Here is a 13,170-nt window from a genome sequence, read left to right as displayed (position 1 = left end):
GTATATACACGACTATACATATAGTCATCGATTGTGACTCACCACACATCAGGGCGTGCGGTTGTCACCCAGGGAACCACTCACGCAGGGGGATTCGATTGTGAAAGCCAGTACAGATGTTCTGACCAGGGGGCTGACGGCTCGACATATTCGGTTTATCGCATTGGGTTCGGCTATCGGGACCGGACTCTTCTACGGCTCCGCTGCCGCCATTCAGCAAGCCGGACCGTCGGTCTTGCTGGCCTACCTCATCGGTGGCCTGGTGATCTACATCGTTCTGCGGGCGCTCGGGGAAATGTCGGTGAGCAACCCCGTCTCCGGATCTTTCGGTGAATATGCGCACCGGTATCTCGGACCCTTCGCCGGTTTCGTGACCGGGTGGACGTATACGTTCGAAATGATCATCGTGGCACTCGCGGACGTCACCGCGTTCGGCGTCTACATGGGGTTCTGGTTTCCGGAAGTGCCACGGTGGATCTGGGTTTTGGCAATCGTGTTCTTCATCGGTGCCATTAACCTGCTGAGCGTCAAGGTCTTCGGTGAAGTGGAGTTCTGGTTCACCTTGATCAAGGTCACTGCCATCGTGGCGATGATCGTCGGCGGCATCGCCATCATCATCTTCGGTTTCGGTATCCATGACACCAGCCAGGGCGTGAGTAACCTGTGGTCGGGCGGAGGATTCTTCGCGACGGGGTTCGGCGGATTCATCGGGTGTTTCGCGATCGTGATGTTCGCTTTCGGCGGCGCCGAGATTATCGGCGTTACAGCCGGTGAAGCAGAAAACCCGGAGACGACCATCCCGCGTGCCATCAACACCGTGCCGGTCCGCATCATCCTGTTCTACGTGTTGACGCTGGCAGTGATCATGGTGATCAACCCGTGGCAGTCGATCGGTTCGTCCGGAAGTCCCTTTGTGCAGATTTTCCAAGGTCTGGGTATTGCACCTGCCGCTACTGTTCTGAACGTCGTCGTTATCACTGCAGCGCTGTCCGCGATCAACAGTGACATCTTCGGCGCCGGCCGAATGATGTTCGGTTTGGCGCAAGCAGGACATGCCCCGAAGGTTATGGGTCAGGTCTCACGCAACGGAGTCCCCTGGATGACCGTCGTGATCATGACCGTCGCATTGTTGCTCGGCGTTGTGCTGAACTACTTGATTCCGGACGACGTGTTCCTGGTTATCGCATCGATCGCTACCTTTGCCACCGTCTTCGTTTGGCTGATGATTCTGTTGTCCCAGTTGCGTTCTCGACGGGAATTGACTGCCGATGAGACCGCTGACCTGAAGTTCAAAGTCCCGTTCTGGCCGTATGCGCAATTCTTTGCAATCGGGTTCCTCGTCTTCGTTATCGGAGTGCTGGCGTTCATGGAAGACACGCGGATCGCGCTTGTCGTGGGCGTGATCTGGCTGGTGTTGCTCGGTGCGGCGTATCGACTGTGGGTGACTCCGAAGCTTGGCAACGCGGCGGCGGGAGACAAGACGGTTGACGATCAGGCGACGGTGGTTGCTGAAGTGAAATAACAGCTACGAATGTTGAAACGAGTTGTACCGATATGAATATGGAGAAGAATATGGCTACAGATACCCTTCGAAACCACGAGGAGCTGACCGTGAACGGCAAAGTTGTGGTCGGAACCGGACCAGTCCTGCCCGAAGACGTAGTCAACGTCGCACGCCACGGCTTCAGCGTGGAACTCTCAGCAGATTCGCTGGCGATCATCGGTGAGACGCGGTTGAGGATCGAAGCTCTCGCCCAGGCACCCGAACCGGTCTACGGAGTATCCACAGGGTTCGGCGCCCTTGCGACGCGTCACATTCCGGTCGAGTTGCGAGCGCAACTGCAGCGCAGCCTCGTTCGCTCTCACGCGGCAGGTTCAGGCCCTGAGGTGGAGCGCGAAGTCGTTCGTGCGCTGATGTTGCTCAGGTTGTCGACCTTGGCGACCGGCCGCACCGGAGTTCGTCCGGTCGTCGCGCAAGCGTATGCCGGAATGCTCTCTGCCGGAATCACTCCGGTGGTGTACGAGTACGGAAGCCTCGGATGTTCCGGAGACCTGGCGCCGTTGTCGCACGTCGCCCTCGCGGTCATCGGAGAAGGCACGGTACGTGACGCGAACGGCCAGTTGATGCCGGCGGCAGACGCGCTGGCCAAAGCGGGTTTGCAACCGGTGGTGTTGGAGGAGAAGGAGGGATTGGCTCTCATCAACGGCACCGACGGCATGCTCGGCATGCTTGTTCTCGCCTGCCATGATCTCGACAAGCTCCTCCGGCTGTGCGACATCACTGCGGCCATGAGCGTCGAAGGATTGCTCGGAACGGACAAGGTCTTCGCTGCGGACCTGCAGGCCCTCCGTCCGCAAACCGGACAAGCTGTATCGGCCGGGAACATGCGTCGTGTACTTGCGAACTCGGGTATCGTCGCCAGCCATGCAAACGACGATTGCACCGTTGTGCAGGATGCCTACTCGCTGCGCTGCGCTCCCCAGGTTGCGGGAGGGGCCCGCGACACATTGGATCACGCCCGTCGCGTCGCTGAGTGCGAATTAGCAAGTGCTGTAGATAATCCCGTCGTTACGCTCGACGGCCGCGTCGAGTCCAACGGCAATTTTCACGGTGCACCGGTTGCCTATGTATTGGATTTCCTGGCCATCGTGACGGCAGATGTTGCGAGTATGAGCGAGCGGCGCACGGATCGCTTTCTCGACAAGTCTCGCAGTCACGGTCTGCCTCCGTTCCTGGCGGCGGACCCGGGCGTGGACAGCGGACACATGATCGCTCAGTACACACAGGCTGCGATCGTCTCCGAACTCAAGCGGTTGGCGGCTCCGGCGAGTGTCGACTCCATCCCGTCGTCGGCGATGCAGGAAGATCACGTGTCGATGGGTTGGTCTTCGGCACGCAAGTTGCGCAAATCGGTCGACGGGCTCACCCGAGTGCTGGCAATCGAGGCGCTCACAGCAGCGCGAGCTCTCGATTTCCGTAAACCGCTGGAGCCGTCTCCGGCAACAGGCGCTGTGCATGCACTTATTCGTGAGCATGTAGAAGGCCCCGGCCCGGACAGGTACCTTGCGCCGGAAATCGAGGCCGTCGTGGTTCTCGCCGAAACGGGCGCACTGCTCCAGTGCGTGGAAGAAGTCATCGGCGTACTGGACTGACACGACAGAAGAATGCGGCGAACGGACGACATCGGCGTCGTCCGTTCGCCGCATCTGCCTTATTCTCCGTACTCGAGCCGATAGACTGTGCCCACTGGCGACGCACTCGTCGAGGTATTCGATGGACAGGTACGTGAAGATGGCGATGGCAGAGGTGGACGCGCAGCTTGCTGTGTTGTACCGCAATAGCAGTGCTGATTCGGCGCCGGCGTACGAGCGTGTGAAGAACCTGGTTGTGTCGCAGATTAATTCAGGTCAGTGGCCCGAGGGGTATCAGCTACCTTCGGAAAATCAACTGGTCGGTGCGCTCGGGCTTTCCCGGATGACTATCAACCGTGCACTACGTGAGCTCACCACCGACGGGCTGATCGTCCGAATGATGGGCGTCGGAACATTTGTTGCTGCGGCCAAAGCGGCTTCCCCGCTATTCGAGGTGAAGAACATCGCCGACGAAATTCAGGAGCGTGGTCACCGGCACCGAACCGAAGTGGTGTTCATTCGCGAGGAGACCACGGACGGCAAGGACTCGTTCATCCGCGATTCGTTGGGGCGAAAGGTTTTCCACTCGCTTTTGGTTCACTTCGAAGACAACGTCCCCATTCAGGTGGAGGAACGTTTCGTGAACCCAGTCGAGGCACCCGGTTATCTCACACAAGATTTCACGGCAATAACACCCAACAACTACCTCAGCGAAGTGGCTCCGTTGGTTCGAGGTGAACACGTGGTCGAAGCAGTGCTGGGTAGTGCAGAAGAGTGCAAGTTGCTGGGCATCGCCAAGTCGGAACCTTGCCTGCTGATTCGCCGCCGAACCTGGTCGGCCACAGGATTGGTGAGCGCAGCCAGGCTCATACATCCGGGATCGCGCAACCGGCTCGAAGGCACCTTCGAGCGTTGACGGGCTGATCTCAGACGGGCGTTTCGCGGAACTTCCGGGAAGACGTTGTGGTAGAACGCTCTTGATGTCTACAAGATGTGGTTCGGTGATGGCGAGACTAATACCGGCGTCTGTGCATGCGCCAGACTTCAGGCCCGTCACCGAGCGTCAGGTGCCCAACGGCAGTGAAACCGAATCGCTGATACAACGGCAGGTTCCGTTCGGTGGATGTGTCGAGCCAGCAGGATTGCCCGGTCCGATCAAGTTCTGCCAAACCATGTTTCAGGAGCGCTGTACCCAGTCCCGTCCCACGCGAGGACGGTGTCGTGCCGATTGTGGCCAACGACCAGGCATTCTCGAGGACCGGAAGGTCTGCCAACTGCTCCTCGGCGGCGACGATCCGTTCGAGCCTGTCGCCGTGTAGTTCCATGATCTTTGCCAGTACGTCTCCGGCGGGCTCCGGCACATCCGGAGGAAGGAATGCCGCGACGCCGTTGCCGCCCGCGTCGATGTAGGCCTTCCCGTGCGGCAGCGCCATGTGCTCGAGATAGATGCGCTGCAACGAGGTGACTCGTTCGACGTGAGAGTCCTCCGCTACACACCAGTTGGTCCAGGGATAGTCGGCAAAGGCCTCGCCGAGCACCTCCGACGCACGGTCGAGGTCATCGGTAGACAACGGGCGAACAGAGATCTGCATCGTGCCATCTCATCACGGCGGTACGTGGTTCTGCGACTGATTTTTCGGGGTGAGAGCATCGGTAGGTGCAAAAAGATACTCGTGTGTGTTTCATCGGCGACTCGTTTGTCGCGGGTGTGGGTGACCCTGACCACCGAGGCTGGGCCGGTCGGCTTGCGTCGGCTGTGCCGGGTGGTCCGATTACCAGCTACAACCTCGGAGTGCGTCGGCAGACAACGCGGGACATCGAAGCCCGCTGGTTTGTGGAAGCGCAAGCCCGGCTGCCTCGCGGTTGCGACGCCCGGGTGGTGTTCTCGTGCGGAGTTAACGATACGACGGAAGAGGGCGGCGAGACTCGGGTCGAACGTGCGGAGTCGGTATCCAATCTCCGCTCGATGACGGAATTGGCGAAACGACAGGGCTGGCAGTTGTGGGTAGTTGGTCCACCACCGGTCTTCGATGAATTACAGAACGAACGTACGCGAATGCTGGACGAGGACTTCGCCGCGATGTGCGAACAGCAGAATATTCAGTACTGCAGTGTTTTCGACGATCTTCGGGCGAACGAGCTCTGGATGCGGCAGGTGGCCGAGGGCGACGGAGCGCATCCGGGACGCGGCGGCTACGAGGTGTTCACGCAGTTGCTGACGCCGACCTGGTTGGCCTGGATCGAGGGAAGCTCAGCGACGCCAGCCGCTGGGTCCGGCGCCCAAAACCTCGATGGAGCCGCGGATTCCGTGTGAATGCTTGGTGCGGTGCGTCATTCGCCACGTGCCGTCGACCCGGGCCCAGGAATCGTGATAATCGCCGAGGGTGGCGAAGTTCAGATGCGCTTTGCTGCCGGTGCCCAAGTGCATGTCGCTGACATAGGCACGGCTGGTGGCGCGGTCACCGTCGACGTCGACAAGCACGTTTCCGATCAAATGCTGGGTGGGACCGCACTCGTCGAGGAATGATCGGATGGCGGTCACAACTTCGGCAGGACCGCTCAGAGTTCCGGTACCGAGTTCGGCGGTGGCGTCCGGCGTCATGATCCGGTGAAGTTCGTCCCAATCGCGAGCGTCCATGGCTCGAGCGAATTGGGAAATGGAGCGGGTGATCTCGCGTTCGGCGAGAAGAGTGTTGATATCGACGCTCATCTGCTGTGCGCCTTTCTTAACGTAGGAGGGTTAATAAAGGCGCACAGCAGCGAGTCGAAAATCAGCGGTTGAGCAGCTTGCGCATAGCCTCGGCAGCGCCCTTGACCATCTTGTCGCGGGGGAAACCGTTGCGCTTCTTGACGGCCTCGTAGTTGCCACCGGCAACCCACAGCGGACCGTCAGCCAAGTGCTCGAGGCCTTCGCGGGCAACATCTTCGGGCTCGGACACATTCATGCCCGGGATGTCGAAGTTGAGGCCCATGCGAGCCATGGCAGGGGTGCGGGTGACGCCCAGAACGAATTCGAGGACGTGCACGCCGAACGGCTCGAGTTCGATCCACAGGCTCTCGGCGAAGATGCGTCCGAACGCCTTCGATGCCGAGTAGATGCTCTGTGTTTCGGAGCCCATGTAGCCGGACATCGAACCGAGCAGCATGATGCCGCCGCGTCCGCGTTCCTTCATCAATGCGCCGAAGTGGTGCGAGAGTTCGAGCTGCTTGTGGACATTGAGCTCGATGACGCCGCGGAAGCCGTCCATCTCGCCGGAAACGAACTCGTGGCCGTAGCTGTTTGCGCCGGCGTTGAAGATGAGCAAGCCCACCTCGACGTCGTCGGTGACAGCCTTGATCTGGTCGAGCGCGTCGGGGACGAGCAAATCCAGTGCAAGAGTGCGTACTTCGACGCCGTTGGCGCGAGCCTTCGACGCGGTCTCCTCGAGCGGGCCCGGCTTGCGGGCGATGAGCACGAGGTTGATGCCGATCTTGCTGAGCTCGTCAGCGAAGGATGAGCCCACACCTTCGGAACCGCCGGCGATGACTGCCCAAGGGCCGTAGTACTGAGGATCGATCATTACTACCTTCTTCGAAAGATGTTGGCTTCTCTAGTGGAATGGAGCGGGTGCAGGTTCGCTGTCGTCGACGATCGGCTTCGGCACCGGAGCGTCGTCGAGTACCTCGATCTCGCCGGCCTTGGCCGCCGCGACGATGGACGCGATCAATGCGCCGCACTGCTTGCGAGGGGCGCCGGGGCGTCCCTCGCGTCGGCCGAATTCACGTTCGTCGGCGATTTCGAGGCAAGTGGCGCGGGCCTGGTCATTCCACTGAACAGTGGTGTGTTCCCAGCTGTTCTTCTGGACCAGGACCTGCGCTTTGCACTCAGCGCACTGCAGCTGCTGCATCTGCTTCGGCCTTCTTTGCCGCGAGGTTGTCTTCGACTTCCTGCTTCCAGGCTGCGACGGGACGCGCGGTGTCGAGTTCGAACTCGAAACGCTCGGTCATCTCGGGAGCGACATCGGCGACGTCGACGTAGAACTGCTCGTACCAGCGACGCAGCTGGTAGACAGGGCCGTCTTCTTCGCAGAGGAGCGGGTTTTCGATGCGAGTCTTGTTCTTCCAGATCTCGACGTCCTGCTCGAAGCCCTTGGCGATGAACGTGCCGAAGTTCTTGGCCATCGCGTCGGCAGCTTCACCCTGGAAACGGTCCGACTTCTTGACGATGATGCCGTACTGGAGCACGAACTTGTCCGCACTGACCGGGTAGTGGCAGTTGATGAGTACGGAATCGATGTTGTAGTCCTCGTACTGGTAGATCAGGTCGTCGACCATGAAGGACGGACCGAAGTACGAAGCTGTGGAGTCGCTGCCCAACATCTGCGGAGTGCCGGCGGCATGCGGACGCATGTCGGTACGGGCGGTGCCCTTCATGTACTGCGTCGCCACGTGGCCTTCGAAGACGTTCTTGAAGTACGTCGGGAAGGAGTAGTGAACGTAGAAGAAGTGCGCCATGTCGACGATGTTGTCGACGATTTCGCGGCAGTTGGTGTCGACGGTCGTGGTGAACCAGACCCAGTCGCTCCACTCGTCGGAGAGTGCGCCTTCGATACGAGGGATGGTCACCTCGGCCGGCGGCGGGTTGCCCTCGGGGTCGTTCCAGACGAAGAGCATTCCGTCCTGGTCGAGGGTGTGCCAGGCGCGAGTCTTCGCGAGAGGAGGCACGCGGCGTGCGTACGGGATCTTCTGGCACTTGCCGTTGCCGCCCCAACGCCAGTCGTGGAACGGACACGCGATGGCGTCGCCCTTGATGGTGCCCTGGCTCAGGTCGCCACCCATGTGACGGCAATACGCGTCGAGAATCTTGACGCTGCCCTCACTGTCGGCGAACACGACGAGCTTGGTGCCGAAGGCTTCGATGGAGTGCGGCTCTCCATCTTTGAAGGACTCCGTGAGTCCAATGCAGTGCCATCCACGTGCGAAGCGAGTAGGTGCGGTTCCGGCTTGGATCTCGCGAACCTCGTCGCGGTCGGACTGATTGATCGTCACGATGAGTCCCGTCCTTTCACGGTCAGTATCTTGAAAAGTGACGCTAGGGGAGCTGTAGTGGCGAACCCCTAGGTCGTCTCACTGGGCGGGACCGCCGGGGCAAGAGTTCGCGGAGTGCAGCCGTCCCGGCCTCCGGGACGTCCGGTCACCGGAACAGCGGTTCAAGATATGGTTTCAGGGCAGCCGTTATGTCTATCTGATCAGGCCTCCCCGATCGGTGCAAGGAGTGTGTCTTCCCATGGTCAACAAGGTTCTGAGCGCTGTTCGCGATCTGCTACCCAAGATCGCCGAGCGTGCCCAGAAAGTGGACGACTCCAGGAAGATATCCGACCGGACGATTCGTGAGCTCGGTGACGCCGGGGTGTTCAAGATGCTGCAACCGAAGCGCTACGGCGGAGCCGAAGGCGATCCCGTTCAGTTCTTCGAAGTTATCCGCGCGATTTCCGCTGCGTGTGGTTCGACGGGGTGGGTTGCGTCGGTGGTGGGAGTGCATCCGTGGCACCTGGCCTTGTTCGACGATCGAGCTCAAGCAGACGTGTGGGGCGATGACCCGACGACGCTCATCTCTTCGGCGTACGCGCCGGTCGGTCGATTGACGGCAGTGGAGGGCGGCTATGAACTGACCGGCAGTTGGGGATTCTCTTCGGGTTGTGAACATGCGACCTGGGCATTGCTGGGCGCGATGGTCGTGGGCATGGACGGGCGTCCCGTCGATTTCATGACGGTGCTGGTACCCCGAGCTGATTACGAGATTCGCGACGTCTGGGACGTCGTGGGTATGCGCGGAACGGCGAGCAACGAGATTGTCGTCAAGAAGGCATTTGTTCCGGATCATCGGTTGAAGCGCAATTACGAGACGGCTCAATTGGAAGGGCCAGGCCAGCTCGTGAACCCCGGTCCGCTCTACAAATTGCCTTTCGGAAGCATCTTCACGTCGGCGGTAGCGGCGCCTTCTGTGGGCATCGTCGCAGGTTGTTACGAGGGCTACCTCGAAGTGATGCGTGAACGTGTTCGCCTCAGCTTGGGCGGTGGACGGTTCAGCGAGGATCAGTTCGCTCAGGTGGCGGTGGCTCGTGCGTCGTCGGAAATCGATGCCGCGATTTTGCAGATGGATCGCAATATTCGTGAGATGTACGAACTCGCCGTGGCCGGCCAGGAGTTGCCGTTGTCGATGCGACTGCGCGCTCGACGCGACCAGGTTCGTGCGACGGAGCGTTCGGTGGAAGCGATCGACATGTTGTTCAAGACGGCCGGTGGAAACTCACTTTCGCGCGGTAACCCCATCGAGCGGGCATGGCGCGACGTTCATGCGGGCAGCGTGCATGTCGCGAACGAACCGGAACGCGCGTTGGCGTTGTACGGGCGGGCCGCTTTCGGTTTGCCGGTGGAAGACAACTTGATCTGACGCTTTCGGGGGTTTCCTCCCCTTCGGGTGGGTAATCTCCGGCAGGTGACGCAAACCCCGGCACTGGTTATCGGCTCGATCGTCGATCTCGCGGGCGTGGCGCGGGCGAAAGTAGTGCCGGCCAATAGAGTTGATGCCTTTGTTTCCAGCGGTATGGGGGCGTCGCCGAGTTGGAGCGTTTTCTGCGCCGACGATGCCCTCGCATTCACCGATGACCTTTCGGTAGTAGGCGATCTGCGGCTGAGGATCGTGGAATCAGACCTCCGCGATCTGGGGAATGGCGTGTGCTGGGCGCCGGCGACTCTGTATGAGTTGGACGGATCGGTTTCGCCAGTATGCAGTCGTGAGGCTTTGCGACGCACAACCTCGGTGCTGGCGAGCAACGATCTCGAGGCGCGAGTGGGGCACGAAATCGAGTTCACGCTTTTCGGCGGCGTACCCGACGAGCAGTGGTCGGCCTACGGACTCTCTGCCGTGCTTGCACAGGAGGGCTTCATTCGGGAGCTGTTTGCGAATGCTCAACGCGCCCAACTGGATATCGAACAATTTCATGCGGAATACGGTCCGGGTCAATTCGAGATCTCGCTTGCGCCGGCATCGCCGGTCGAATCCGCTGACAACGTGATCTTGGCTCGAATTCTGATCGGTCGCACGGCGCGATCCCATGGAATGACGGTGTCCTTCTCTCCGATGCCTACCGTCGGAGGTTCGGGAAACGGTGCGCATCAACATTTTTCGTTGACTCGGGCTGGTGTGCCGATCTTCTCCGGAGGGCAGCAGGCTTACGGGATGACTGACGACGGAGCCTGCGCGTTGGGTGGCTTGGTAGCTCATCTCGGTGATCTGACGGCGGTCTTGGCGTCCTCGCCATTGTCCGGAATGCGATTGCAGCCCAACACCTGGTCTGGTGCCTACATCTGTTGGGGCCACGAAAACCGTGAGGCGGCAGTAAGATTCTGCAGCGAATCCTCGGGAAATCCGCACGGCGCCAACATCGAAGTCAAGGTTGTGGACGGGTCGGCAAATCCGTATCTCGCCACGGCGACAATTCTCGCAGCAGCTCACGCCGGAATCATTGACCAGACCCCGCTGCCCCGGGAAGTGACTGTCAATCCATCTATATTGGTGGAGAGCGAGCGTGTGCCCACCGATATTGGTGAGATTCTGCAGCGACTGCGTGCGTCCGGGGTTGCGCGAAGTGCCCTCGGAAATCCGATCATCGAAGCGATGGTCGCAGTGAAAGAGCTCGAGCATTCGAGATGCGCAGAGCTGGATGCGTCCGCGGTTATCGAGCGGCTTCGATATGCCTGGAGCGCTTGAAGATTGCGAATCGGGCACCGACGGAAGGTGTCGATGATTGAATGACGGACACGCTCGTTCTTCACCGACGCAGGAGAATTCGATGGCACCAGAAATTACGGTAGTTCTCGAGGGATACACGTACTTCGAGTGCCCGCGTTGGCATGACGACCGCATCTGGGTCTCGGATTTCTACAGTTATCAGGTCGTGTCGGCGCGCGAGGACGGAACAGACGTACGCGTCGAGGCCAAGGTTCCCGGTCAACCGTCGGGGCTGGGCTGGCTTCCGGACGGCAGGTTGCTGGTTGTCTCCATGCGCGATCAGAAGATCCTGCGCCGCGAACCGGACGGTGAGCTGGTTGTACACGCAGACCTGTCGAATCTTGTGGGCGCAGACGTCAATGTCAACGACATGCTCGTCGATGCGCAGGGTCGTGCGTACGTCGGCAATTTCGGCTTCGATCTGATGAACCTGGCTCAGGTCGAGACAGCCGATCTGCTTCGCGTCGACCCCGACGGCAGTGTTCATGTCGTGGCTCGCGACCTGCATTTTCCCAACGGAATGGCGCTGACCACCACCGGTGAACTGCTCGTCGACGAAACTCTCGGCAATAGGATCAGTGCGTTCTCGATCGACGCGGACGGGTCGCTGGGGGAGCGTCGCGATTGGGCGAAGTTCGGCGAGGTCCCGGGTGGACCGGCAATGGAGACCACGCTGGCGGAGATAGTGCTCGCGCCCGACGGGTGCTGCATCGACGGTGACGATTCGATGTGGGTAGCCGACGCTCTCGGCGGGCGAATTGTGCATGTGGCCGAAGGCGTTGGGGTGATCGGCGAGATCGCTTTCGGCAGCGGTGTTTTCGCTTGTGGTCTCGGCGGATCCGATGGCCGAACCTTGTTTGTCTGTGCGGCACCGGATTTCAATGAGCATGCACGTAAGGTTGCTACCGAAGGCAAGTTGCTGTCGATTCGTTTGGAGCCGTTGGACTGATATGGAATTAGTGACGTCGCTACCGGCCGATACCCCATTGCGGCTGGTAGCGGAACGTGTCAGAAGGATAGAGGCCCTCGGCTTCGATACCGTGCACATCTCGGAGACCGTTCGGGATCCGTTTGCCGTCGCTGCATTAGCCGTGGAGCACAGTTCCACGCTGACGGTTCGGACGTCGATGGTGGTGGCGTTTGCGCGCAGTCCCATGGTGACGGCGTTGGCGGCCTGGGATTTGGCCGACTTTTCCGGTGGACGGTTTCAGCTCGGGCTCGCGACTCAGGTGCGGGGCAATATAGTCGGACGGTATTCGATGCCGTGGACGGATCCCGTTGCGCAACTGCGTGATTACGTAGGCGCTGTGCGAGCGATCTTTGCCGCGTTTCAATCCGGCAGTGCGCTCGATTACGAGGGTACGCATTACACATTCAACCGTCTGCAACCGTATTTCAATCCGGGGCCGCTCGACGTTAAACCGCCGGAAATCTGGACCGGGGGAGTGAACGCACGTATGTGCGCGCTGGCGGGCGAGGTTGCCGACGGTTTTGTCGCCCATCCCACGAGTTCGCACCCGAAAGTGCTCGCGGAGAAGATAATTCCGGCTCTCGAGCAGGGTGGTCGCAAGCCCCGACTGATCGGGGTGCCGAAAATCGTCAGCGGCCGGGATGAAGCAGCACTCGCATCAGCCCGTGAACCAGTGAGGAAAGAGCTTGCGTTCCTCTACTCCACACCGGCCTACCGCGTTGCCCTGGACGTTCTCGGTTTCACGGAGGTCGGCGAGAGATTGACCGCAATGGCGCGAACCGGTGATTGGGCAGATCTGGAATCTGTTCTCGCTGACGACGTGCTGGACGTGCTGGTCACACAATGCACCTACGCCGAACTGCCGGCAATGTTGAATGTGAAGTACGGCGAGCTTTGTGACGGTATTGCGCTGGCAGTGCCGACTGATCCCGCCGACGACAACGACTTCCGAACGATGTGTGGGCAACTCCGAGCCGGCTCGTCGGCGAGGTAACTGCCATGCGAATCTCGGAACGAAAAATGATCTCAGCTCTCGTTGCAAGACTGGGGACTTTAGTCCTCAATTCGAAGGGTTTCTTCTTCCACCCGACCTTCTGCCTCCGACATGCCTACGGTGAACCTGTGGGGCCGGATGTGGGGGTCGGCTCGCGCGGTTAGAGGGTCTCCGTGTTGTGTGCTCAATACGGATGACGTTGGACATCCCCCGGTCACTGATTTTCTCGGCCGGGGGTTTCAACTGTCCTGGGAGCGGCCATCTTCCGCGTATTCCAGGCGGTCATTGTGAGCGGCGTGA

General features: G+C 60.2%; 13 protein-coding genes. 8 read left to right on the top strand and 5 right to left on the bottom strand.

Annotation, left to right across the window (positions count from 1 at the left end):
- The first annotated feature begins 100 nt into the window (after positions 1 to 100).
- The 3 genes from BDB13_RS01865 (at position 101) to hutC (ending at position 4,048) form a co-directional block, all read left to right on the top strand.
- Positions 101 to 1,522, top strand: a complete 1,422-nt coding sequence (locus tag BDB13_RS01865) for an amino acid permease (RefSeq protein ID WP_094270154.1) — start codon at positions 101 to 103, stop codon at positions 1,520 to 1,522.
- Positions 1,523 to 1,572: 50 nt separating this feature from the next.
- A complete protein-coding gene (hutH, locus tag BDB13_RS01860; RefSeq protein WP_094274602.1) occupies positions 1,573 to 3,153 on the top strand; it encodes a histidine ammonia-lyase in 1,581 nt (526 codons plus the stop codon).
- Between the two features lie 121 nt (positions 3,154 to 3,274).
- Positions 3,275 to 4,048, top strand: a complete 774-nt coding sequence (hutC, locus tag BDB13_RS01855; protein WP_441347172.1) for a histidine utilization repressor — start codon at positions 3,275 to 3,277, stop codon at positions 4,046 to 4,048.
- Positions 4,049 to 4,145: 97 nt separating this feature from the next.
- On the opposite strand, the gene BDB13_RS01850 is transcribed toward hutC, so the two are convergent.
- Positions 4,146 to 4,724, bottom strand: a complete 579-nt coding sequence (locus BDB13_RS01850) for a GNAT family N-acetyltransferase (protein WP_094270152.1) — start codon at positions 4,722 to 4,724, stop codon at positions 4,146 to 4,148.
- Between the two features lie 65 nt (positions 4,725 to 4,789).
- Between BDB13_RS01850 and BDB13_RS01845 the strand changes: the two genes are divergently transcribed.
- Positions 4,790 to 5,446, top strand: coding sequence for a GDSL-type esterase/lipase family protein (locus BDB13_RS01845; protein WP_094270151.1), 657 nt, complete (start codon positions 4,790 to 4,792; stop codon positions 5,444 to 5,446).
- Here the strand turns inward: BDB13_RS01845 and BDB13_RS01840 are convergent.
- The 4 genes from BDB13_RS01840 to BDB13_RS01825 form a co-directional block, all read right to left on the bottom strand.
- Positions 5,384 to 5,842 carry a nuclear transport factor 2 family protein gene (locus BDB13_RS01840; RefSeq protein ID WP_094270150.1) on the bottom strand — a complete coding sequence of 153 codons (459 nt, stop codon included), beginning with the start codon at positions 5,840 to 5,842 and terminating at the stop codon, positions 5,384 to 5,386. The two genes, BDB13_RS01845 and BDB13_RS01840, sit on opposite strands and share 63 nt — an antisense overlap.
- A 61-nt stretch (positions 5,843 to 5,903) precedes the next feature.
- The gene (locus BDB13_RS01835) at positions 5,904 to 6,692 is read right to left on the bottom strand and encodes an SDR family NAD(P)-dependent oxidoreductase (protein ID WP_094270149.1); all 789 of its coding nucleotides are present in this window, start codon (positions 6,690 to 6,692) and stop codon (positions 5,904 to 5,906) included.
- Positions 6,693 to 6,722: 30 nt separating this feature from the next.
- Positions 6,723 to 7,019: a hypothetical protein gene (locus BDB13_RS01830; RefSeq protein ID WP_094270148.1), complete on the bottom strand. Its 297-nt coding sequence runs from the start codon at positions 7,017 to 7,019 to the stop codon at positions 6,723 to 6,725.
- The gene (locus BDB13_RS01825) at positions 6,997 to 8,160 is read right to left on the bottom strand and encodes a Rieske 2Fe-2S domain-containing protein (protein ID WP_094270147.1); all 1,164 of its coding nucleotides are present in this window, start codon (positions 8,158 to 8,160) and stop codon (positions 6,997 to 6,999) included. Before BDB13_RS01825 ends, BDB13_RS01830 begins: the two co-directional genes overlap by 23 nt.
- A 238-nt stretch (positions 8,161 to 8,398) precedes the next feature.
- Here BDB13_RS01825 and hsaA point away from each other — a divergent pair, with 238 nt between their 5' ends.
- The 4 genes from hsaA to BDB13_RS01805 all read left to right on the top strand — a co-directional run bounded on the left by hsaA (position 8,399) and on the right by BDB13_RS01805 (position 12,870).
- Positions 8,399 to 9,565, top strand: coding sequence for a 3-hydroxy-9,10-secoandrosta-1,3,5(10)-triene-9,17-dione monooxygenase oxygenase subunit (hsaA, locus tag BDB13_RS01820; protein ID WP_094270146.1), 1,167 nt, complete (start codon positions 8,399 to 8,401; stop codon positions 9,563 to 9,565).
- 45 nt (positions 9,566 to 9,610) lie between these two features.
- Positions 9,611 to 10,885: a glutamine synthetase family protein gene (locus tag BDB13_RS01815; RefSeq protein ID WP_094274601.1), complete on the top strand. Its 1,275-nt coding sequence runs from the start codon at positions 9,611 to 9,613 to the stop codon at positions 10,883 to 10,885.
- Positions 10,886 to 10,967: 82 nt separating this feature from the next.
- Positions 10,968 to 11,855, top strand: a complete 888-nt coding sequence (locus BDB13_RS01810; RefSeq protein WP_094270145.1) for an SMP-30/gluconolactonase/LRE family protein — start codon at positions 10,968 to 10,970, stop codon at positions 11,853 to 11,855.
- A gap of 1 nt (position 11,856) precedes the next feature.
- Positions 11,857 to 12,870, top strand: a complete 1,014-nt coding sequence (locus BDB13_RS01805; protein WP_094270144.1) for a TIGR03617 family F420-dependent LLM class oxidoreductase — start codon at positions 11,857 to 11,859, stop codon at positions 12,868 to 12,870.
- Positions 12,871 to 13,170 lie beyond the last annotated feature (300 nt).

The organism is Rhodococcus sp. OK302 (assembly GCF_002245895.1).
Lineage (GTDB): Bacteria > Actinomycetota > Actinomycetes > Mycobacteriales > Mycobacteriaceae > Rhodococcus_F.
This window is presented reverse-complemented; position numbering and strand designations above follow the sequence as displayed.

What these genes read in the sequence shown, in the direction of transcription:
- BDB13_RS01850 (WP_094270152.1), bottom strand. Translation starts at nt 4,724, where the DNA reads ATGCAGATCTCTGTTCGCCCGTTGTCTACCGATGACCTCGACCGTGCG.
- hutC (WP_441347172.1), top strand. Translation starts at nt 3,275, where the DNA reads ATGGACAGGTACGTGAAGATGGCGATGGCAGAGGTGGACGCGCAGCTT.
- hutH (WP_094274602.1), top strand. Translation starts at nt 1,573, where the DNA reads ATGGCTACAGATACCCTTCGAAACCACGAGGAGCTGACCGTGAACGGC.
- BDB13_RS01810 (WP_094270145.1), top strand. Translation starts at nt 10,968, where the DNA reads ATGGCACCAGAAATTACGGTAGTTCTCGAGGGATACACGTACTTCGAG.
- BDB13_RS01830 (WP_094270148.1), bottom strand. Translation starts at nt 7,019, where the DNA reads ATGCAGCAGCTGCAGTGCGCTGAGTGCAAAGCGCAGGTCCTGGTCCAG.
- BDB13_RS01805 (WP_094270144.1), top strand. Translation starts at nt 11,857, where the DNA reads ATGGAATTAGTGACGTCGCTACCGGCCGATACCCCATTGCGGCTGGTA.
- BDB13_RS01840 (WP_094270150.1), bottom strand. Translation starts at nt 5,842, where the DNA reads ATGAGCGTCGATATCAACACTCTTCTCGCCGAACGCGAGATCACCCGC.
- BDB13_RS01835 (WP_094270149.1), bottom strand. Translation starts at nt 6,692, where the DNA reads ATGATCGATCCTCAGTACTACGGCCCTTGGGCAGTCATCGCCGGCGGT.
- hsaA (WP_094270146.1), top strand. Translation starts at nt 8,399, where the DNA reads ATGGTCAACAAGGTTCTGAGCGCTGTTCGCGATCTGCTACCCAAGATC.